The sequence below is a fragment of the Thiomicrorhabdus sp. genome (genome assembly GCF_041583835.1).
Taxonomy (GTDB): domain Bacteria; phylum Pseudomonadota; class Gammaproteobacteria; order Thiomicrospirales; family Thiomicrospiraceae; genus Thiomicrorhabdus.
On record NZ_JBFHFC010000018.1, the window covers coordinates 1 to 21165 of the forward strand.

Below are 21165 nucleotides of genomic sequence, written 5' to 3' on the forward strand. Positions count from 1 at the left end.
CCCCTGCGTGACAGGCAGGTATTCTAACCAGCTGAACTACCGCTCCGTGGTGGGTGATACTGGGCTCGAACCAGTGACCCTCGCCTTGTAAGGGCGATGCTCTCCCAACTGAGCTAATCACCCAATTAAGCCGCTTGGCAGGCCTTTCGGCTTGTCGTTATCGCTGTGCTTAATTGATGTGGCGTATTATAGGTTGTTGGGAGAAGTTGTCAATTAAATTTATCTGTTTTTTACAAATTTTTGACAGATTTTAATTAACGGCATCTTTTAGAGCTTTACCAGCAGAGAATTTAGGAACTTTAGCCGCTGGAATTTGCATTTCAGCACCAGTTTGAGGGTTACGACCAGTACGTGCAGAACGCTCACCAACCTTAAAAGTACCGAAACCGATGATCGCTACAGAATCACCTTTGCTTAACGCACCAGTGATAGCAGAAACAGTCGCATCCAATGCACGAGCTGCATCAGCTTTTGTTAAACCAGCTTCTTCTGCAATTGCACTTACTAATTCAGATTTATTCATTTGTTTAATCTCCATGAGTACCATTTATTTTGTTTGATTCTAGCGCCAGTCAAGGGCTAGCAACATTTATAGCAATCCTTGCTTCACAGTGTCAAGTAAAAAACCGTGAATTTACGAATTAATGTCGTTTTGTGCCCTTTTCTGTCGTTTTAACCTTCTCGGTCCCCGAAAACGCCGCTATATCATTACTTTCCTTTATGGGGCTAGGTAAAGATTCTAATGCGGCTGCAAACACTTCTTCAACCCATTGAACCGGACGAATATCGAGCTGTTTTTTAACCTCTTCAGGAACGTCAGCCAAATCGCGAACATTATCATGTGGTATCAATACGGTTTTAATTCCGCCACGTAATGCCGCCAATAATTTTTCCTTAAGGCCACCGATTGGAAGCACTTCACCACGTAAAGTAATCTCACCGGTCATGGCAACATCTGCCCGAACCGGAATTTTAGTCAATACGGATGTAATGGCGGTACAAATCGCAATACCCGCACTCGGTCCGTCTTTTTTGATTGCACCCTCAGGAAAATGTAAATGCAGATCTAGATTCTCATAAAAATCTTCACTGAGACCCAAACTGGCAGAACGGCTACGAATCACACTCATGGCCGTATCTACGGACTCTTTCATGACACTGCCCAATTGACCGGTACTGGAGTATTTACCCTTACCAGGCATAGCCGTCGCTTCGATACGCAGCAGATCACCACCGACACGTGTCCAGGCCAAACCGGCCACCTGTCCGACACGGTTCATCTCATCCGCCAAACCGATGCGGTAACGTGCCACACCTAAATAAGACTCTAATTCATCCGGAGTAATGACAATCTTGCCGCTGACTTCTTCCGTCACCAATTTCTTAACCGCTTTACGGCAAATCTTAGCCAACTCACGTGCCAATAGACGTACGCCCGCTTCGCGCGTGTAGGTTTCGATAATGGCTTTAAGCGCCTCTTCGGTAATTTCGAGCTCACCGGCCTTTAAGCCATGATCCTTCTCAGCTCTCGGCAACAAGTGCTGACGAGCAATATTCAACTTCTCAGGCTCGGTATACCCTGAAAGGTTAATCACCTCCATACGGTCAAGCAACGCTTCCGGAATATCCATCGAGTTAGAAGTCGCAACAAACATCACATCCGACAAGTCATAATCGACTTCAAGATAGTGATCGTTAAAGGTACTGTTCTGTTCGGGATCCAAGACCTCCAACAAAGCACTGGCCGGATCACCGCGCATATCACTCGACATTTTATCGATCTCATCCAACAGGAATAGCGGATTTCTGGTGCCGGCCGTACTCATCTTTTGAATGATCTTACCCGGCAAGGCGCCGATATAAGTCTTACGGTGACCGCGAATCTCGGCTTCGTCACGCACACCGCCTAAAGACATACGTACGTATTTACGGTTCGTCGCTTCGGCAATAGAGCGTGCCAAAGAGGTTTTACCAACCCCCGGAGGCCCAACCAGACACAAAATAGGCCCTTTCATCTTACGTACACGCTTCTGAACGGCCAGATATTCGACAATACGCTCTTTAACCTTCTCCAAGCCGTAGTGTTGACTGTCTAGAATGTCCTCGGCCTTATGCAAGTCTTTGGAAACTCGGCTACGCTTTTTCCAAGGAATATCCAACAACCAATCCAGGTAGTTTCTCACCACGGTCGCTTCGGAAGACTGCGCAGGCATCATCTTAAGCTTCTTCAACTCGGCTTTCGCTTTGGTTTTCGCTTCTTCAGTTAAGCCGACTTCTTCAATCTTCTCTGAAATCTGATCGAATTCACTGACCGTCTCTTCATCATCACCGGCCAACTCACTGTGAATCGCCTTAATCTTTTCGTTTAGATAATACTCACGCTGAGTTTTATCCATCTGTTTCTTAATACGTGTCGTAATACGCTTTTCGGATTCCAACAACTCTCTTTCTGTTTCAACCACCGTCAACATTCTTTCCAGACGCTCGTTGACCGCCGCCAATTCCAACAAAGCCTGCTTTTCGCTGACTTTGAGATTCACATTAGCCGAAACCAGATCGACCAAACGATCTGCATCCTCTTCCTTCTTAACCGAACTGATGACTTCGGACGGAATCTTCTTCTTAAGTTCGCCGTATTTAACGAAACTGTCTTTCAATGCACGCATCAATACCACGGTATCGGCTTCGTTTTCTTCTACGGACATAAATTCGGAAATATCGCCCATCAGCACATTGGTTTCATGATTCAGACTTAATAATCTAAAACGCTGCACCCCTTCCACCAGCACCTTCACCGTGCCGTCCGGCAACTTTAGCAACTGCAAAATATTCGCCATCGTTCCGACGGAATATAAATCTTCCATACTCGGGACATCCAGTTCCGCACTTTTTTGCGTCACTAGAAAAATTTGCTTATCCCCTTCCATCGCTTCATTCAGTGCTTGAATCGATTTCTCACGCCCGACAAAAAGCGGCATCACGTTGCCGGGAAACACCACTACATCACGTAGCGGAAGCACTAATACATTCATTTTCATTGTTACTTGGTCGAGTTCCATGTTTTTCCTTCCTATAAAAGGGTAAGCACCAAAAAAAATACCCAGCCAAGCTGGGTATTTTTAAAAGATGTTTTTGCCGTTTGCTAATAGTAAATCGTTATTCACTAGAGGCTTTTTTAGGCTCATCTTCCTTAAACACCATCATTGGGGGTTTCTTACCTTGAATCACTGCTTTATTAATAACGACTTTCTCGACATTTTTCAAGCTTGGTAAGTCATACATTGTGTCTAGCAACAACTGCTCCATAATCGAACGTAATCCACGCGCACCGGTTTTACGCTCAATTGCAAGCTTGGCAATTTCCAATAAAGCATCTTTTCTGAACTGCAATTCAGCCCCTTCCAACTCGAACATTTTCTGGAACTGCTTCACCAATGCATTCTTAGGCTCGGTCAAAATTTGCACCAATGCCTCTTCATTCAACTCTTCCAAAGCGGAAATCATCGGCAAACGTCCGACAAATTCCGGAATCAAACCGAACTTGATCAAATCTTCCGGTTCGATACTCTGGAATTTCTCGGAAATCGTCTTCTTCTTATCCGCAGATTTCACTTCTGCCGCAAAGCCGATACCCAAATTGGTTTCCATGCGCTGATCGATGATCTTATCCAAACCTTCGAACGCCCCACCGACGATAAACAGAATCTTGGAAGTATCGACTTGGATCATGTCCTGATTCGGATGTTTACGCCCACCCTGAGGAGGAACTGATGCTTGGGTACCTTCGATCAACTTTAGCAATGCCTGCTGAACACCTTCACCGGAAACGTCACGGGTAATCGACGGATTTTCGGATTTTCGGGTAATCTTATCGATCTCATCGATATAGATGATACCGCGCTCGGCCTTTTCCGGATCGTTATCACAACGTTGCAGCAACTTAAGTACGATACTTTCAACGTCCTCACCAACGTAACCGGCTTCGGTCAAAGTTGTTGCATCGGCAATTGCAAAAGGAACGTCCAACAGACGCGCCAAGGTTTGCGCCAACAAAGTTTTACCCGAACCGGTCGGCCCGATTAAAAGGATGTTACTCTTAGTCAGTTCGACGTCGTCTTTAACATGAGAGTTCTGCAAACGTTTGTAGTGGTTATAAACCGCTACCGAAAGTACCTTCTTTGCGGAATGCTGCCCGATAACATAATCGTCCAAAATCTTGCTGATCTCGTGAGGCGTCGGCAAATTCTCAAGTTCGAAGTGCGATAACTCTTCGCCGCCGAACTCTTCTTGCAAAATATCATTACAAAGCTCGACACATTCATCACAGATATACACCGAAGGACCGGCTATGAGTTTACGAACCTCATCTTGCCCTTTTCCGCAAAATGAACAATATAATGTCTTTTCATCACTCATCAATCTAATCCTATCGTTGTGTCAATACTTGATCTACCAAACCATACTCAAGCGCTTGTTGCGCACTCATGAAATTATCACGATCCGTATCTTTTTCGATGGTTTTTAAGCTTTGACCGGTATGATCCGCCAAAGCTCTATTTAAGGTATCTTTGATTTTCATGATTTCCTGAGCGTGGATCTGGATATCACTCGCCTGCCCCTGGAACCCGCCTAAAGGCTGATGAATCATGACTCGTGAATTCGGCAACGCGTAACGCTTACCTTTAGCACCGGCGGAAAGTAAGAAAGACCCCATACTGGCTGCCTGACCGATACACATCGTACTGACATCCGGTTTAATGAAACGCATGGTGTCATAAATCGCCATACCTGCGGTCACACTTCCACCCGGAGAGTTAATGTATAAATGGATGTCTTTATCCGGATTCTCTGATTCCAAAAACAGCATCTGCGCCACAATCAAATTAGCCATATGGTCTTCGACCTGACCGACCATAAAAATAACGCGTTCTTTTAATAAACGAGAGTAAATATCGTAGGAACGCTCCCCGCGACTCGTTTGTTCAATAACCATTGGGATTAAAGCGTTTTGAACCAAATTACTATCCATTCTGTATACCATGCCTCGTTTATTTCAATTATTGATATTCTTTATGAGGTATCTTAGCCTTTTCTTAAGCAAAAAAAAACTTAACCCCGAAGACAAATTAAAAATTTCCCTCGGCAGGTTAAGTTTTCTTTACAGCCGGAACCGAAAAGTTCCGGCAAAACTTGCTCAAAAGTTCGATTAAGCAGCCGTATTAACGACTTCCTCAAATGACTTCTTCACTTCTTTCACTTTGGCTTCGGAAAGCACTTTCTCAGCAACCGCATTTTCAACGATAATCGCTTTGATTTCGTTTAGAGCCTGAGGATTCTGCTTATACCAGTTAACCACTTCAGAAGGATCTTCGTAAGAAGAAGCCTGTTCCTGGATGAATGCATCTACGTCGGCATCAGAAGCTTCGATGTTGTTGGCACGAATAACGTCACCCATGATCAAACCTAACTTAACGCGTTTTTCAGCATCTGCCTGGAAATGATCCGCAGAAATATTAACGTCTTCTGGCTTCATACCTTGCTGCTGCAATCTCTGAACCATGTTGTTCATCAAGTTTTGAACTTCCTGGTCAACCAATGCTTTAGGAAGTTGAACATCAACGATTTCCTGTAGTGCATCTAATGCAGAAGTACGGTTCTGGTTTTGAACGGCACGCGCCAACTCTTTTTCCATGTTGTCTTTGATTTCATTGCGAAGCGCTTCTTCAGTTCCTTCTTCGATACCGAAAGACTTAACAAACTCTTCATCGATCTCAGGAAGCTCTTTAGTCGAAACCGAGTGAACGGTAATGTCGAAAGTCGCAGTCTTACCTTTTAGCGCTTCTGCCTGATAATCTTCAGGGAATGTCACTTCAATCGTCTTTTCTTCGCCTTTCTTCATGCCGATGATACCGTCTTCAAAACCAGGAATCATACGACCGCTACCTAGTTCCAAAGGAACGTTTTCGGCAGAACCACCTTCAAAAACTTCTCCATCGATCTTACCGACGAAATCCATAATGACCTGCTCACCTTTCTTAGCTTTCTTAGCAGCGCTCTTAGAAGGTTTCCAAGCCATGCGCTGTTCGCGAAGGCGAGTAATCATGTCTTCTACGTCTTTGTCCGTTACTTCAGCAACGATTTTTTCAGCCTTGGCACCAGAAAACTCAGGAATAGTGATTTCCGGATAAACTTCGAAACGAGCAGTGAATGTAATTGAACCGTCTTTATCGTCCAACTCGTCAAACATTGGGTAACCAGCCACCTTCAAAGACTCTTGTGCAACCGCATCGTAGAATGTCTGCTGGATTTTCTCACCCATCACTTCCTGCTTAACCTGTGCACCGTGGCGTTTTTTGACAACGTTCAACGGCACTTTACCAGGACGAAAACCATCCATTTTCACGGTACGACGGATTTCGTTTAAACGCTTCTCGACTTGACTGTTTAATTCATCAGATGGGAATGTGACAGTAATTTTATGCTCAAGACCTTGTTCTGGCTTTTCTACAGTTACTTGCATGTTCTTTTCTCAAAGTTGGTTATTAAAATAAGCTACCGTGTATTCAAACACAGTAGCTAGAAATAAGGTGCAAAATTATACTTTTTTATTGGAAAAAATTAAAGAAAAACAAAGAAAAACAACAAGAAATATTTCTAAGCTCTTTGTCCGGCACAAAAAAAGTGCTAGAATTTTGATAATTTTTTTGTATAGACCAATTAGATATTTTTTAATTTTATATAAAAATATCTGCAAGATTCAAGGACATAACATGAATATTGAAAGAATCGTTTTACTCGTTGCCGGAACCATGGTGTTAGGCAGTGCCATTCTTAGTGTTTACCACACACCTGAATGGATCTACCTAACCGGTTTCGTGGGTGCCAACCTGGTATTTTCCGGCATCACCGGCTTCTGCCCGATGGTTAAAATCCTACGTAAATTTGGATTGAAACACGGTTTGGCGTTTACAAAGTAAGCATTTAAAACTTACTCGACACCAATAAAAAGGCCTGAACTTCAGGCCTTTTTTATTCTCCGAACATATTATTCAAGCTTCATCCTGCTCATCGAACTGTTTTGTAATCTGCTCGATCTGCTCCTGCAGCTCCAACCACTCCATTTCACTCTCTTCACTCAGTTTTTCATATTCGGCCTGCAGCTTGATCGCTTCGGTTAATTTAGCCTTATTTTCCGCCTCATAAAGCGAACTGTCTTCCATCAACTCATGCAGTTTAGCCAATTCGGCCTGCGCCCTATCCATTTGTTTTTCAACTTTCTTCAACGCTTGGTTATAAGGTTTCAACTGAACATCAAGTTGTTTACGACGTTGGGCATTTTGCTGTCGCTGCTGTTTTTTGTTCTGAACCGGTCTGTCGGATTTGCTCTTCAGCGCTTCCTGTGACTGCTTCAAGGTTTTCAGGCGTGTCTGCAGATAAGACTCCAAATCACCGTGATACAGCGTAATCTTACCTTCATGCACCCACCAGAATTGATCGGCGATACTCGCCAACAAATGCTTATCGTGCGTTACCAGAATCAATGCGCCGCCAAATTCCTGCAACGCCATATCCAACGCATCTCGAGTATCCATATCCAAATGGTTCGTCGGCTCGTCGAGGATAATCAGGTTCGGTTTTAGGTATACGATCATCGCAAGCGCAAGGCGCGCTTTCTCACCACCGGAAAAGGTTCTTACCGGCGTCAAAGTCTGCTCGTTTGAAAACCCGAACTGTCCTAAAAAGTCTCGTGCCTGCTGATCAGAGATTTCATCGCTCAGCGCCAACATGTGCTGCAAAGGACTGTGATCCAACTCCAGTGCCTCAAGCTGATGTTGAGCGAAGTAACCGATACTGACGCCCTTGCTCATCTGAATAAGACCCGAACTCGGCTTAACCTCACCTACCAACAACTTGATTAAAGTCGTCTTACCCGATCCGTTCACGCCCACCAATCCGATTCGATCGCCGGCACGCAACACCAGACTGGCATCCTCTAAAATGACCTTATCGCCATACCCGAAACTCACACCTTCCACTTTCACCATCGGATCGGGCTGGTGCTTCGGTTCGAAAAATTCGAAATGAAACGGATTGGTCGCCTGCACGGCCGCCACCTGCTCCATGCGCTCCAATGCTTTCACACGACTCTGTGCCTGCTTCGCTTTACTCGCCTTGGCTTTGAAGCGCTCGATGAACGTTTTAAGGTGCTGCATCTGCTGCTTTTGCTTTTCATGCAAGGCTTGCTGCTGCATCAATTGCTCGTTGCGCTGTCTTTCAAACGCCGCAAAGTTACCGGAATAGTAATTGATTTTTTGTTGTTGAATATGGGCAATACCTTGCACCACCTGATCCAGAAAGTCACGGTCGTGAGAAATGATCAGAACCGCACCCTGATAAGACTTAAGCCATTGAATCAACCAAGCGACCGCTTCGATATCCAAGTGGTTGGTCGGCTCGTCCAGCAGCAACAGGTCAGAACGCTGCATCAACGCGCGCCCCAACTTCAAACGAACCTGCCAACCACCGGAAAACGCCTGAATCGGCTTGGTAAGATCTTCAACGGAAAAGCCCAATCCGGCCAACAACTGCTGAGCTTTTTGAGACACTTCGTAGCCCGCGATTCGATCCATCTCATCATACGCCTTCACTAAGGCATCATGATCGCCCGATTCTTGGGCTTGATGAATTTTTTCAGTCAACAAAGCATATTGCGTATCACCGAAGCAGACATAATCCAAAGCACACAGATCGGAATCGGCCACTTCCTGTTCAACGTAACCGATCAACCAGTTTGCCGGAATCGAAATCTGACCGGCTTCCAAGGGTATTTCCCCCATAATCGCTTTAAACAACGTCGTTTTACCCACGCCGTTCTGACCGATCAGACCGATCTTTTGCCCGGGATGAATCGTTAAACTCGCATTTTCAAACAACGGCTTCAAGCCGGCACGAATCGACACACTTTGAATGGCTAACATGAAATCAAAATCCTATTCGACCAACTGCAACCGACCGTCTAACAAATTAAACTGACGATCCATTCGCTTAGCCAACTCCAAATCGTGCGTTACGATCAACAAAGCCGTCTGTAATTCCTGATTGAGTTCCAACATCAACTCAAACACCTGTTCGGCGGTTTCATGATCCAAATTCCCGGTCGGTTCGTCGGCCAGAATAATCGCCGGACGGGTAATCAACGCCCTGGCAATCGAAACTCGCTGACGCTCACCACCCGATAACTCGCCCGGCTTGTGATCAACTCGATCCGCCAAACCGACTCGTTTCAACAAAGCTTCCGCCTTTTGTTGAGCCGAACGCGGCGATTCCCGTCGAATTCGCAAAGGCACCATGACATTTTCCAACGCGGTCAATTCCGGCAACAGATGATGAAACTGGTAGATAAACCCCATATGACTATTGCGCATTTGACCGCGCTTAACCGCACTCAAACTTGAAAAAGGCTGCGACATCAAAGACACATCCCCTGCTGACGGCTGATCCAGCCCGGCCAATAGATGCAATAACGTGCTCTTACCCGAACCCGATGCACCGATAATTGCGGCCTTTTCGCCGGCTGCAATATTCAGATCGACGTGCGTAAGCACTTGAGTGGATATGGACCCTTCCTGATAGATTTTCTGTATTCCTTGCGCGGACAGTACCATCTTGTTTAATTCCTCACTCATAACGCAATGCCTCCGCAGGGTGAACCTTGGCGGCTTTTCTGGCCGGGTACAACGTAGCAAACAAGGTCAATAAAAACGCCAGTCCGGTTATATACCATACATCGCTCCATTCCAGCTTGGACGGAACTTGGCTGATGTAATACACATCCGCGGGGAAGAACTTAAAGCCAAGCAGGTTCTCGATAAACGGAACGATCACATCGATATTCAATGATAGCGCCACGCCGCTTAACAGACCCAAAATCGCACCGGTCAGACCGATCACCAGACCTTGAATAATAAAAATCGATTGGATGCTGTTCGGAGTCGCTCCCAACGTTCTCAATACCGCAATATCCCCCTGCTTATCGGTCACCACCATGACCATGGTGGAAACAATATTAAAGGCCGCCACCATAATAATCAGAGCCAGAACGATAAACATCATGCGCTTCTCCATCTCGATCGCCTTGAAGAAGTTCGCATGCTGTTGCGTCCAGTCGCGCACATACATCGGTCGATCCAAATGTTGGGCGATTTCATGGCGAACCGAATGTACGTCAAACATATTCTTAATTCGCAACTGCAAACCGCCGACTGCATCTTTATATTTGAAAACCTTCTGGGCGTCTTCGATATGAATGATCGCCAAGCCGCTGTCGTACTCGTGCATTCCGGCCTTAAACAGCCCTACAATGGTAAAACGTTTAATTCTAGGAACCATTCCCACGGGGGAAAACGTCCCCTGCGGTGCGATCAACGTCACCTTGTCGCCGACCGAAACACCGAGACTGCCCGCCAGTTCGGAACCTAGGATCATGCCGTACTCTTTAGGGTGCAGATCCGACAATTTTCCGAATAGCATTTTACTGTCGATATCGGCAACCTGATCTTCATAATCCGGATTGATACCGCGAATTGCGACTCCCTTGACTTCGTCGCCGCTGGTCAACATCCCCTGCTCCATAATATTGGGGGCAGCACCGACAACATCAGGCTGGGTGATGACGGTTTGATACAACTTCTCCCAGTCATACAGTCTTGAATCGCTTCCGGTCAAAGTCAAATGCGCCGTCATCCCAAGAATACGATCACGCAACTCCTGCTGAAAACCATTCATGATCGACAAAACCGTAATCAATGCCATCACACCTAAGGCGATACCGATAATGGAAGAAAGAGAGATAAACGAAATAAAACCGTTACGCCGTTTGGCTTTGGTATAACGCAGTCCTAAAAACAGTTCGTAAGGCAGTTTAAACATAATCAGTTCGCAGTTCCGTTTGATAGGGCTCAGTCATGATCGCCACGATGAACAGGGTTAAAGATAGGTAAGCTATAGTTGTATACAATAGCCGAAATTCTCATAATCAAGACAACTAAAATGGAGATGGTGATTGCCAATTCCTGACTCTCGATGTTTTGCATCAACAGGAGCAAAACACTTGCTCCCATAAAGGATGCGGTCGCATAAATCTCTTTACGGAAAATCAGCGGCACTTCGCCCACCAATACGTCGCGGATGACCCCGCCGGCTGCACCGGTCATAATCCCGGTCATAATCACGATCGGGTCGCTCAACCCCAAAGCCAGGGCTTTTTGAGCACCGATAACGGTAAACACCGCCAACCCCAACGCATCCAAAAACAATAGCAGTCGCATCGGCACGGGTCTGAAGCGCGCATAGAAAAACATAAACAGTGCAGATAAGACAATTACATAGATGTAAACAGGCTGGGTTAACCAGAAGACCGGCTGCCCCAAAATGACGTCACGCAAAGTACCGCCCCCAATGGCCGTGACCATTGCGATTACGATTGCACCGAACAGATCCAATTGCTTACGGCTTGCCGCCAAAAGGCCGGTAAACGCAAACACCACGGTTCCGAGCAGATCTAAATAATGTAGGGATAGGGCAAAACTCATGCGCGTATTATAAAGCAAATAAAAAAAAACACCCTCAAAGTTGAGGGTGCTTTACGGAAGAATCAAATAACTATTTCATTTGATTCTGTTTTTGGATAATCAACCGATTTTACTTATCGGATTTAAGACGGTTAATACCCAACATCTTCATGATGTATTTTTGGTAAATCGGTTCAGAGTTACCGGCTTTCATATTGCGGATGAAGTATTTTTCGAACGCAATTTTCGCCAAGTGTACCCACTTACCTTTTTTCGCCCAGGTCAGGTTACGCGGAGGAATCTGAGGTAAGGCAACAAACGCCGCACCCGAATCACCCATATCCGCCAAACACACCGTGTTCCAAGTCGGCTCTTCATGAGGTTCTTTACCTTCAAGATTCGCTTCGATGTTATGACAGATCGCCGTGACCATCGACTCGATCATCAAACCGGTTTTAGGCGTACCGCAAGGAACCGGACACTTAGTATCGACAGGAGGAATCGCAATCCCCACACCTAACGCATAAATATTGTGATAAGTCGGGTTACGGCTGAACTTGTCTACTTTTACAAAACCACGTGGGTTCACAAGAGGACCACCCATTTTCTCAGGATCCGAATCAACCATCTCTTGCAAGAATTTTGAGCCTTTGAACGCCGGCAACATCATAGAATATTTGAACGGTAGTTCGTGCTGGTTAATCACTTCGCCCTGATTGTTGTGCTCGTCCACATACATCATACCTTCTTCGATCTTGGTCACTTTCGCGTTACAGATCCAGTTGATGTGGCGCGCACGCATTTCAGATTCCATCAATCCTTTAGAATCACCGACACCGCCAAGACCCAAGTGACCGATATAAGGCTCAGCCGTAACGAATGTCATCGGAACCTGACTACGAATTTTACGCTTACGCAAATCCGTTTCCATGATCATGGCAAATTCATAAGCCGGACCGAAACAAGACGCCCCTTGAACGGCACCCACGATAATCGGCCCCGGATCCTTACAGAACTCTTCCCATTGCTCGTAGGCTTCCAATGCATGCGGCGTCGTACAAACCGAAACGGTGTTACCGCCGTGACTCTTAGGACCAAATCCTTCTACTTCATCAAAAGCCAAAGCCGGACCGGTCGACAGGATAAGATAGTCGTATTCCATTTCGGAACCATCGTCCAGAGTGATTTTGTTATTTTCCGGATCCAAACCAGTACAAGTCTGGTGATAAAACTCAATCCCTTTGCGAGTTAGATACGGTTCAAGTTTAAAAGAGATGTCTTCCGCCTTTCTCCAGCCCACTGCGACCCAAGGGTTCGAAGGGACGAAATTGAACTCGTCAATCGCATTAACTACTTTTACTGTGTGTCCTTTATCTAAATGCTTACGAATATCGTAAGACATTGGTAATCCACCTGTACTCGATCCAACCACAACCACTGTTGCCATGCTTCTTTCCTTTCTGATTTTTACGTTGTCTAGTTTCGCTATATATTTTGATTATATTTTTTATTTTCGTTATACATTCTTTTAATAGTAGTCAATTAAGCTTACTTATTGATAAGCACTACTTAACTACAGTTAGTGCATGATGGACTAAAGCCGGGCAAATTAAAAATAAAATTTACATATCACTTATATTAACTAAGTTAATTAATGAACAAATATTATCTTTATAGCCCTACTCGTTCGACAAAGTAACTGGGAAAAGCCTGCTAACGTGCCCGAGCAAGCAAATAAGACGGCAACAAAAAGAGGGTTACGAACGTTGCAATAATCAGAGACGACATTGTCATCAGACTGGCTTGTTGAATCAACGTTTGATCGCTAAACGATAAAACCAACAATCCCAACATCATAATCCAGCTGGTCATCCAGATAGGACGCCCCACACTGGCCATCGAGTAACGAACGGCCGATGCCGGATCGGAAAACACCCCCTGCTGCGCACGCACGTAACGTGAAAAGAAATGAATACCGTCATCTACAATCAGCCCCATAGGCATCATGATCAACAACAAAGAAAGAGACGAATACGGTACCAACAGCACAAACGCCAATATAGAACAGGTCAGCGCCAACAAATTCGCCAGCGTATTCAGCAAGGCCAACTTGATGCTTCCCCAAAACAGCGTAAACAGCACCAATAAAAAAACGACCATACCCAAAAGACTGTTCAATAAAGACAAAGCATCTTGCTGCCACCATAATAAACCGACAAACAATATCGCAAAGACGATCGAAATGCCCTTGGCCAACTTAGGAGAATCCTGAATCCATTGCGCGACAAACACGTAACCATAACGGTCATTGCTATTACCGACACGAAACTCGAGCAACCAAGTCAATAAAATTACCGGCAACAGGGTTAAAGTCGCGACATAACTCATCAACGCCCCGACGCCGACAATCCACGCCATTGCGCTTAACTGCGGTTCATACCAGGCAGCAAAAGCAAATCCGAGCATAGAGGTAAAATTCGACAGAAAAATCGGCGAATTGTTTAACTTCAACGCCTCAGCGACCGCATCAAATTGAAACAGTCCACGCGCCATCTCGCGAAGCAATGTACTTAAAATATGAATTAAATTGCTGGTCATGATCGTGACCAATACCACCAACCCGAGTACACTGCTTCCGTCCAAAGATTGATGCAACCAACCCAACGCGCCCAAACTCATCGCCAGAATATAAAGGCTCAGCCCCACTTGCAACAAAGCGGTCTTCAAGGAGTCCATGAACTTAGCCACGGCCGCCCCCATCAAAACGACACTGAAAACCAACAACCCCCAAGACTGCATCGAAACTTGCTGTTCAAGCCGAAATATTCCGCCGACGACCGCAAGGCTGAACAGTCCCCAAAGGACGGCAAACACCATTTTATTGTGAGCGATTATCTGCACCCAGTTGAAAGCCCAATTACCGTACATATCGTTCCTTATGTGTTTGTTTTGACGACTCGCCGCATGAAAAAAACCGTTCGCAAGCCACTCTATTGATGGAGAAACGCAATTCAGTCCCCACGTCCAAGACGGGTAGTTTAAAATATTGTGCTTTACTATTTTTACAGAATTGATTGTTAAACATGAAATCATCGAGACGTTTACTGGCTTTAGACCCGATTCCACTTAAAGGAAACCGTTCCCACTGGGCGGCCTTGAATCCTTCGGAACAATCTCTCACGATCGCCAATCAAAGTCTAAACTCGGAAGGCTTGGTCGTCGTACTTACCGCCGACTCGCAAACCGCTAGCCGTCTCATGGAAGAACTGAAGTTTTTCACCCAAGGCACACAGCCGTTATTGACGTTCCCCGAATGGGAAACCTTGCCTTACGATCAATTCTCGCCGCATCAAGACATCATTTCGGAACGTTTGAAAACGCTCTATCAACTGCCCGACACCCAGAGCGGTATCTTGATTTTACCGATCGCCACCTTGATGCAACGGGTCGTACCCCACGAATATATCCAAAAATTCACGTTTCTGTTGTCGGTCGGCGAACGCCTGAACATCGAATCGTTTGCCCAAAAGCTTGAATCCGGCGGTTACCAACGTGTCAGTCAGGTTATGGAACACGGCGAATTCGCCATCCGCGGTTCGATCGTCGATCTCTATCCTATGGGAAGTAAACTCCCCTACCGCATCGATCTATTCGACGACGAGATCGAATCCATCCGCAGCTTCGATCCGGAAACCCAACGCTCCATCGGACAGATCGAAAACATTCAGCTGCTTCCGGCCAAAGAATACAACTTCACCCAGGAAGGCATCGACCTGTTCCGCCAGAAGTTCAGACAGGCGTTCGGAGATGACAGCCGTACTTCGCAACTCTATCAAGCCGTCAGTGATTCCAATACCGTCAGCGGACTCGAATATTACCTGCCGTTATTCCATGAGCAGTTAACCTCGTTATTCGATTACCTGCCTGAAAACACCCTCTTCTTCGATTTCGAGCAAGTTGAAACGACACTCGACCAAGTTCGCCACGATTACGAAGAACGCTACGAAATCGGCCAACACAACCCCGATTACCCGATTTTAAAACCGGATGAACTCATCCTCTCAAAAACCGAGTTTCTGTCCGCACTCAAACCGTACCACCGTATTAGCCTGCAAACCGAAAAAACCGACAAGACCACGACGGAATTCGACACGCTCAATCTGCCGCCACTCAACGTACAGACTGACAGCGAATACCCGCTGGCGCGTTTAAACGCTTTTTGCGACCAATACCAAGGTCGGGTGATTTACAGTGCCGAAAGTACCGGGCGACGCGAAACCCTGATGACCTTACTGGGCAAACACAAGCAACACCCGGAAATCGTTCACAACTGGTCGGAAGCGCTTGAATCCAAACAGCCGTACAGCATTGTCGTCAGCCCGTTGGAATACTCGATTCATACGCCGGAACTCAGCGTCATCTGCGAAGCGCAGATTTTCGGGCAAACCGTCGTTCAAAAACGTCGCCGCAAACGTAAACACAGCGATTTCGACGCCGCCATTAACAACCTGATCGAACTCGACATCGGCAGCCCGATCGTGCATATCGATCACGGTGTCGGTCGTTACCAAGGATTGGAAACACTCGAAATCCAAGGCGAATCCCGAGAGTTTCTGATGATCGAATACGCCGGCGAAGCCAAGTTGTATGTACCGGTCACCTCCTTACACCTGATCAGCCGTTATACCGGCGCCACACCGGAAAGTGCACCTCTGCATAAACTCGGCAGCGACAAATGGGAAAAAGCCAAACGCAAGGCGGCGGAAAAAGTGCACGACGTCGCGGCGGAACTGCTCGACATCTACGCACAACGCGAAGCGCGTCCGGGTTATGCATTCCAGACTCCGGAAGAGGCTTACCAACGCTTCGCCGCCAGTTTCCCGTTTGAAGAAACGCCGGATCAACAGCAGGCCATTGAAGCGGTTATTCACGACATGCACTCCAGCCGCCCGATGGATCGCCTGGTATGCGGTGACGTCGGTTTCGGTAAAACCGAAGTCGCCATGCGTGCCGCTTTTGTCGCCGCTTACGACGGTAAACAGGTTGCCATGCTGGTGCCAACAACCCTTTTGGCGCAACAGCATCTTGAAAACTTCCGCAACCGTTTCTCGGATTGGCCGGTGCGTATCGAAGTGTTATCCCGCTTTCAAACCGCTAAAGAGCAGAAACAGGTATTGGCTGATTTGGAAGCCGGCAAAGTCGACATCATCATCGGAACCCACAAACTGATTCAAAAAGACGTCAAATACGCCAATATCGGCTTGATTATCATCGACGAAGAACACCGATTCGGCGTTCGTCAGAAAGAACAGCTGAAGAAGTTGCGAACCGAAGTCGACGTCCTTACCATGACCGCCACTCCGATTCCTCGAACGTTAAACATGGCGATGAACGACCTGCGCGACCTGTCCATCATCGCCACACCGCCTGCCAAACGTCTGGCAGTACAGACTTTCGTTCAGGAATGGAACGAAGATACCGTTCGCGAAGCCTGTCTTCGTGAGATTCGTCGCGGCGGTCAGATCTACCTGCTTTATAACAACGTCGACAAAATCGAACGTATGGTCGAAGAGATGCAGGCACTGATTCCAGAAGCCAAGGTGGATTACGCTCACGGCCAGATGAACGAACGCGAACTGGAAACGGTGATGGAAAACTTCTACCACCGCCGCTTCAACATTCTGGTTTGTACGACAATTATCGAGACCGGGATCGACATCCCGACCGCCAACACCATTCTGATTCACCGTGCCGATAAATTCGGGCTGGCGCAATTGCACCAGTTACGCGGACGCGTCGGGCGTTCCCACCATAAGGCTTACGCATACCTGTTTACCGCAGGCAAGGCACTCTTGACCAGCGATGCCGAAAAACGCCTGACCGCCATCGCCAAACACGACACGCTCGGTGCCGGTTTTATGCTGGCCAGCCACGACCTAGAAATTCGAGGTGCGGGAGAACTGTTGGGCGACGGTCAATCCGGCCAGATTCAGGAGATTGGTTTCGGTCTTTACAGCGAACTATTGGACCGTGCCGTCAAAGCCCTTAAGTCCGGCAAACAACCGGAACTTAACACCACTTTGCATACCGGCTCGGAAGTCGATCTCGGTGTACCCGCACTCATTCCAGAAGATTACTTGCCGGACATCCATACCCGTTTAGTGTTCTACAAGCGCATCGCCAGCGCGCAGTCTGAAAATGCGCTACGCGAACTTGAAGTGGAAATGATCGACCGTTTCGGCCTGTTGCCGCAACAAGTCAAAAACCTGTTTGCGGTCACCCAGATTAAACTGGTTATCGAACCGATCGGCATCATCAAACTCGATGCGTCGGAAGCGATGATTCGAGTGCAATTCAACCAGCAACCTAATATCGACCCGATGAAACTGATTAAACTGATTCAGGCCTACCCTAAAAACTACCAACTAAAAGGCCAGACCGAATTGAAGTTTTTCGATACAATGCCAACAATGGAATCCAGAATTTCCGCAATCGAATTGATGATTAAATCGATCAAAAGCGAATAAAATACGATGACTTTTTTTAACCTTTTAGATTCAACAGGCCTGCTCAAAATGCAAAACCGCTTGGTTAAATTCCTAAACGTTTCTCTCATTACTGTACTGTTCATGTTCAACGGCCTCTTTTCAACCGCTCAAGCCGACGAAGAGACCCCGAACTACTCCATAGAAGTCATCATCTTCGAAACTTTCGCATTGAAAAGCTGGACAGAAGAATATTGGCCGGAAGAGATCGAAACCCCCGATATCGAAAATGCGTTGGATTTACAAGGCCTGCTTAACGGCAGCGTCGACAGCGGCAAGCTGAACGTCAAAGCACAAGCGAACGAACTTCAAGCCGAAGCGGCCAAGCTGACCCCTCAAAAAGGTTATCGAATCCTATACCACCAAACTTGGTCGCAAGATACTTTTGACGATCAAACCATGCCTAAGCTAATAATCGACAACAGTAACCAGGATGGTGCCGGTTCTCTGGTTAACGGTACCGTCAAACTGTATAAGAGCCGTTACGCCCACGTTGATTTCGACTTGGAATTTGAACGCAGAATTCCCGACCGTGTAAAAGAAGACTTTATTCAAAATCAAAAATTGACCGGGCCGGAAGACATCGTTCCCGAAACCTGGCATTTCAAAATTAAGGAATCGCGCAAGATCAGACCGAATCAGTTGCACTACATCGATCATCCGATGTTCGGCATTCTGGTTCAAATGCGCTATAACGGACCGGCCTCAAGCAGCACTCCGAACTGACCTTAAACAACTCAATAAAAAAGCCCTTAACGGGCTTTTTTCTTTTAGGGGTCAGGAAACGCCGATAAAACGTTATTTCTATGGTTTACAACGGTATATGTCGAAAACCATCTGACCGTCTTTTACCGGCGCACGCGGAACAATAGTATCGCCCCCCATTACCGCTGCTTCATTCTTAGCCAAAATAATCAGCTCTTCGGTCATCTTTTCCGCATCACGTTCGATAAAACCGATCTTATCCTTTACCAAAGAGCGCGTGTAACCCAACTTCTTACACATCGTCACTTCTTCGTAACCACGTAACACCACCTGATTTCCCTCTTCTGTGACTTTCACCCAGCTACACGCCGTCAAACTGACCGCTGCAATCAATAGCAATACGCTTCGAACAAACATAACCTCTCCTTATCGGTTTAAAAACACCCGTCAATACGATTAGAATAACAACCTTATTTAACATGACATTTAATCACGATGCAAAAACCTTACGCCCAATCCAGTGAAGAGAACAAACAAGTCATCCTTGAAGCCATTCAGCCCTTGTTAAAAAATCGACAAGACGTGCTTGAAATAGGCAGCGGAACCGGACAACATGCCGTTTATTTTGGCAAACAAATGCCACACTTGATCTGGCAAACTTCGGAACTTGCGGAAAACCATCCCGGCATCCTGCTTTGGCTTGAAGAGGCGGGACTAGACAATGTCCTCCCGCCGTTGGCACTAAACGTTTCCGGAAACGACTGGCCGGAAAAAACCTATGATGCACTCTTCACGGCCAACACATTTCACATCATGGGCCGTCAAAATGTCAGCGACTTATTTGCAAACATTTCAAACCTACTCAATTCACAAGGCTTAGTGCTGGTTTACGGTCCGTTCAACTTTAACGGCGATTTCACCAGCGACAGCAACCGACAATTCGACCAATTTCTGAAAAACCGCGACCCGAACAGCGGTATCAAGGATTTCGAATGGCTAAACGAGCTGGCTGCCGATGCCGGATTGATGTTCAAGCAAGATATTGCCATGCCGCAGAATAACCGCATTCTTTGCTGGCAAAAACCTTAAGAGAAAAGGGGCAGGCATGGCTCGTTGGTTTATTCTCGCCGGAATCGCGCTCATCGGAATCGGCTTGATTCTCCACTTCACGCCTTGGATGTTCAATTGGTTCGGTCGACTGCCCGGCGATATTAACGTCCAAACCGAAAACAGCCGAATTTTCATTCCGATTACCTCAATGATTATCATCAGTCTCGTACTGACGGTCATCATCAACCTATTCAAACACTAGGCGCAAACACTTAGCGCGATCTGGACGAAAATAATCAAAATACCCACGTCATCGTCACGGATGCGAAATGAAAACTCTCTTCAGGTTGAAGACGGTACACCTGACCGATGGCATTACCGCTCAATGTCATCGCAAAATCACCGTAAGAAAATCCAATTCCGTACTCTACTGCAGGAATCCAATGATAACGGTTGAGGATCGGTTTATCATCCCCCAAGATCCGACCGTCGATCAACGCACTGTAGGCTAAATAACTAACCCCGATACTCCCAAAATAAAAATAACCTAACGTGGGCGATTCAGAGCGGACATAACTCAGTTGATTATTCAAAAATACCGGATCGATGTTTTTCTTTCTAATCAATCCCGCACCTAAATACGCCTGAGTATTCGGACTACCGACTTTTAACCAAGCGGATTGATATAAGGACCAATCGTTCGACTTCCATTTCACGGCGCTCCAGTCCACATTCAACTGCGCAGTGGGCTGATCCGGCAAGTGATGATCCCAACCGTCTACCTTTGAATTACCGATAAGTTTGTGCAAATCATCTTGAAGATACCTACCGGGACTATTCGGCCCTAACCAACCGAAACTCAGACCCACGGAAGTATTGTATTGCTTTGATCGGTAAAAACGACGCAAATCGACATGCGTCCAGGCTTCGTTAAGAACATGAACAATACGGTCGTTTTCCGCCAATTTGGTTAAAGTAAACGCTTCGACGGAGAGTTCGATCTGGTCGCTAAAAGGGATTAAATTAAACGGGGTAAGGAAGTCATCGACTCCCTTAAATATCGATCGGTTGAATTCGAATTCATCTCGGCTTAATTTGAATTTGAAGCCGCCGGTATACTCACGATCGGTTCCATAGAGCAGATCGTTATCGACATGAACAGTCAACCATGACGGTTGAGCGGCAACCCCCTGCGAAGAACTCCACAAGACCACCGCCAACAAAAGCCGCTTTTTGTCATGAAAAGCAACACGACTTAGTATTTTATGAAAAACGGCTCTCATATCCGTCAACCG

18 protein-coding genes and 1 tRNA gene are annotated in these 21165 nt (G+C 46.5%); 5 read left to right on the forward strand and 14 right to left on the reverse strand.

Features of this window, described 5'->3' with window-relative positions; translation table 11 throughout:
* Positions 1-47: 47 nt before the first annotated feature.
* The 6 genes from ABY044_RS09020 to tig form a co-directional block, all read right to left on the reverse strand.
* A tRNA-Val gene (locus ABY044_RS09020) sits at positions 48-123 on the reverse strand.
* Between the two features lie 127 nt (positions 124-250).
* Entirely contained in the window at positions 251-523 is a 273-nt protein-coding gene (locus ABY044_RS09025; protein WP_279418671.1) for an HU family DNA-binding protein, read from the reverse strand.
* Positions 524-641: 118 nt separating this feature from the next.
* Positions 642-3059, reverse strand: a complete 2418-nt coding sequence (lon, locus tag ABY044_RS09030) for an endopeptidase La (RefSeq protein ID WP_373020039.1) — start codon at positions 3057-3059, stop codon at positions 642-644.
* A 97-nt stretch (positions 3060-3156) separates the two neighbouring features.
* Positions 3157-4416, reverse strand: a complete 1260-nt coding sequence (clpX, locus tag ABY044_RS09035) for an ATP-dependent Clp protease ATP-binding subunit ClpX (RefSeq protein WP_373020040.1) — start codon at positions 4414-4416, stop codon at positions 3157-3159.
* Positions 4417-4426: 10 nt separating this feature from the next.
* Positions 4427-5029 carry an ATP-dependent Clp endopeptidase proteolytic subunit ClpP gene (gene clpP / locus ABY044_RS09040; protein WP_373020042.1) on the reverse strand — a complete coding sequence of 201 codons (603 nt, stop codon included), beginning with the start codon at positions 5027-5029 and terminating at the stop codon, positions 4427-4429.
* A gap of 177 nt (positions 5030-5206) precedes the next feature.
* On the reverse strand, positions 5207-6520 hold the full coding sequence (gene tig / locus ABY044_RS09045; RefSeq protein ID WP_373020044.1) for a trigger factor: 1314 nt from the start codon (positions 6518-6520) through the stop codon (positions 5207-5209).
* 250 nt (positions 6521-6770) lie between these two features.
* Between tig and ABY044_RS09050 the strand changes: the two genes are divergently transcribed.
* On the forward strand, positions 6771-6977 hold the full coding sequence (locus tag ABY044_RS09050; RefSeq protein WP_373020046.1) for a DUF2892 domain-containing protein: 207 nt from the start codon (positions 6771-6773) through the stop codon (positions 6975-6977).
* A gap of 72 nt (positions 6978-7049) precedes the next feature.
* Here the strand turns inward: ABY044_RS09050 and abc-f are convergent, their stop codons facing one another.
* From abc-f to ABY044_RS09080, 6 genes are all read right to left on the reverse strand, one after another.
* Positions 7050-8978, reverse strand: coding sequence for a ribosomal protection-like ABC-F family protein (gene abc-f / locus ABY044_RS09055; protein WP_373020048.1), 1929 nt, complete (start codon positions 8976-8978; stop codon positions 7050-7052).
* Between the two features lie 12 nt (positions 8979-8990).
* A complete protein-coding gene (gene lolD, locus ABY044_RS09060) occupies positions 8991-9686 on the reverse strand; it encodes a lipoprotein-releasing ABC transporter ATP-binding protein LolD (RefSeq protein WP_373020050.1) in 696 nt (231 codons plus the stop codon).
* Positions 9679-10929, reverse strand: a complete 1251-nt coding sequence (locus ABY044_RS09065) for a lipoprotein-releasing ABC transporter permease subunit (protein ID WP_373020052.1) — start codon at positions 10927-10929, stop codon at positions 9679-9681. Before ABY044_RS09065 ends, lolD begins: the two co-directional genes overlap by 8 nt.
* A gap of 29 nt (positions 10930-10958) precedes the next feature.
* Positions 10959-11609, reverse strand: coding sequence for a trimeric intracellular cation channel family protein (locus tag ABY044_RS09070; protein ID WP_373020054.1), 651 nt, complete (start codon positions 11607-11609; stop codon positions 10959-10961).
* 91 nt (positions 11610-11700) lie between these two features.
* On the reverse strand, positions 11701-13017 hold the full coding sequence (locus ABY044_RS09075; protein WP_373020055.1) for an NAD(P)/FAD-dependent oxidoreductase: 1317 nt from the start codon (positions 13015-13017) through the stop codon (positions 11701-11703).
* 266 nt (positions 13018-13283) lie between these two features.
* The gene (locus ABY044_RS09080) at positions 13284-14498 is read right to left on the reverse strand and encodes a hypothetical protein (RefSeq protein ID WP_373020057.1); all 1215 of its coding nucleotides are present in this window, start codon (positions 14496-14498) and stop codon (positions 13284-13286) included.
* A 155-nt stretch (positions 14499-14653) separates the two neighbouring features.
* Between ABY044_RS09080 and mfd the strand changes: the two genes are divergently transcribed.
* Complete coding sequence (mfd, locus tag ABY044_RS09085; protein ID WP_373020059.1) at positions 14654-18097, forward strand: transcription-repair coupling factor; 3444 nt, start codon at positions 14654-14656, stop codon at positions 18095-18097.
* Between the two features lie 48 nt (positions 18098-18145).
* Complete coding sequence (locus tag ABY044_RS09090) at positions 18146-18841, forward strand: CsiV family protein (protein ID WP_373020061.1); 696 nt, start codon at positions 18146-18148, stop codon at positions 18839-18841.
* Between the two features lie 78 nt (positions 18842-18919).
* Here ABY044_RS09090 and ABY044_RS09095 read toward each other — a convergent pair whose 3' ends face one another.
* Complete coding sequence (locus tag ABY044_RS09095) at positions 18920-19237, reverse strand: DUF4156 domain-containing protein (RefSeq protein ID WP_373020063.1); 318 nt, start codon at positions 19235-19237, stop codon at positions 18920-18922.
* Positions 19238-19315: 78 nt separating this feature from the next.
* On the opposite strand from ABY044_RS09095, the gene ABY044_RS09100 reads away from it, so the two are divergent.
* A complete protein-coding gene (locus tag ABY044_RS09100) occupies positions 19316-19909 on the forward strand; it encodes a DUF938 domain-containing protein (RefSeq protein WP_373020064.1) in 594 nt (197 codons plus the stop codon).
* A gap of 16 nt (positions 19910-19925) precedes the next feature.
* Positions 19926-20132 (forward strand): DUF2905 domain-containing protein, encoded by a 207-nt coding sequence (locus ABY044_RS09105; protein ID WP_373020065.1) that lies wholly within the window; start codon positions 19926-19928, stop codon positions 20130-20132.
* A gap of 34 nt (positions 20133-20166) precedes the next feature.
* Here ABY044_RS09105 and ABY044_RS09110 read toward each other — a convergent pair whose 3' ends face one another.
* Entirely contained in the window at positions 20167-21153 is a 987-nt protein-coding gene (locus tag ABY044_RS09110; protein WP_373020066.1) for a lipid A-modifier LpxR family protein, read from the reverse strand.
* Between the last annotated feature and the right edge of the window lie 12 nt (positions 21154-21165).

What these genes read in the sequence shown, in the direction of transcription:
- ABY044_RS09025 (WP_279418671.1), bottom strand. Translation starts at nt 523, where the DNA reads ATGAATAAATCTGAATTAGTAAGTGCAATTGCAGAAGAAGCTGGTTTA.
- lon (WP_373020039.1), bottom strand. Translation starts at nt 3,059, where the DNA reads ATGGAACTCGACCAAGTAACAATGAAAATGAATGTATTAGTGCTTCCG.
- clpX (WP_373020040.1), bottom strand. Translation starts at nt 4,416, where the DNA reads ATGAGTGATGAAAAGACATTATATTGTTCATTTTGCGGAAAAGGGCAA.
- clpP (WP_373020042.1), bottom strand. Translation starts at nt 5,029, where the DNA reads ATGGATAGTAATTTGGTTCAAAACGCTTTAATCCCAATGGTTATTGAA.
- tig (WP_373020044.1), bottom strand. Translation starts at nt 6,520, where the DNA reads ATGCAAGTAACTGTAGAAAAGCCAGAACAAGGTCTTGAGCATAAAATT.
- ABY044_RS09050 (WP_373020046.1), top strand. Translation starts at nt 6,771, where the DNA reads ATGAATATTGAAAGAATCGTTTTACTCGTTGCCGGAACCATGGTGTTA.
- abc-f (WP_373020048.1), bottom strand. Translation starts at nt 8,978, where the DNA reads ATGTTAGCCATTCAAAGTGTGTCGATTCGTGCCGGCTTGAAGCCGTTG.
- lolD (WP_373020050.1), bottom strand. Translation starts at nt 9,686, where the DNA reads ATGAGTGAGGAATTAAACAAGATGGTACTGTCCGCGCAAGGAATACAG.
- ABY044_RS09065 (WP_373020052.1), bottom strand. Translation starts at nt 10,929, where the DNA reads ATGTTTAAACTGCCTTACGAACTGTTTTTAGGACTGCGTTATACCAAA.
- ABY044_RS09075 (WP_373020055.1), bottom strand. Translation starts at nt 13,017, where the DNA reads ATGGCAACAGTGGTTGTGGTTGGATCGAGTACAGGTGGATTACCAATG.
- ABY044_RS09080 (WP_373020057.1), bottom strand. Translation starts at nt 14,498, where the DNA reads ATGTACGGTAATTGGGCTTTCAACTGGGTGCAGATAATCGCTCACAAT.
- mfd (WP_373020059.1), top strand. Translation starts at nt 14,654, where the DNA reads ATGAAATCATCGAGACGTTTACTGGCTTTAGACCCGATTCCACTTAAA.
- ABY044_RS09090 (WP_373020061.1), top strand. Translation starts at nt 18,146, where the DNA reads ATGCAAAACCGCTTGGTTAAATTCCTAAACGTTTCTCTCATTACTGTA.
- ABY044_RS09095 (WP_373020063.1), bottom strand. Translation starts at nt 19,237, where the DNA reads ATGTTTGTTCGAAGCGTATTGCTATTGATTGCAGCGGTCAGTTTGACG.
- ABY044_RS09100 (WP_373020064.1), top strand. Translation starts at nt 19,316, where the DNA reads ATGCAAAAACCTTACGCCCAATCCAGTGAAGAGAACAAACAAGTCATC.
- ABY044_RS09105 (WP_373020065.1), top strand. Translation starts at nt 19,926, where the DNA reads ATGGCTCGTTGGTTTATTCTCGCCGGAATCGCGCTCATCGGAATCGGC.
- ABY044_RS09110 (WP_373020066.1), bottom strand. Translation starts at nt 21,153, where the DNA reads ATGAGAGCCGTTTTTCATAAAATACTAAGTCGTGTTGCTTTTCATGAC.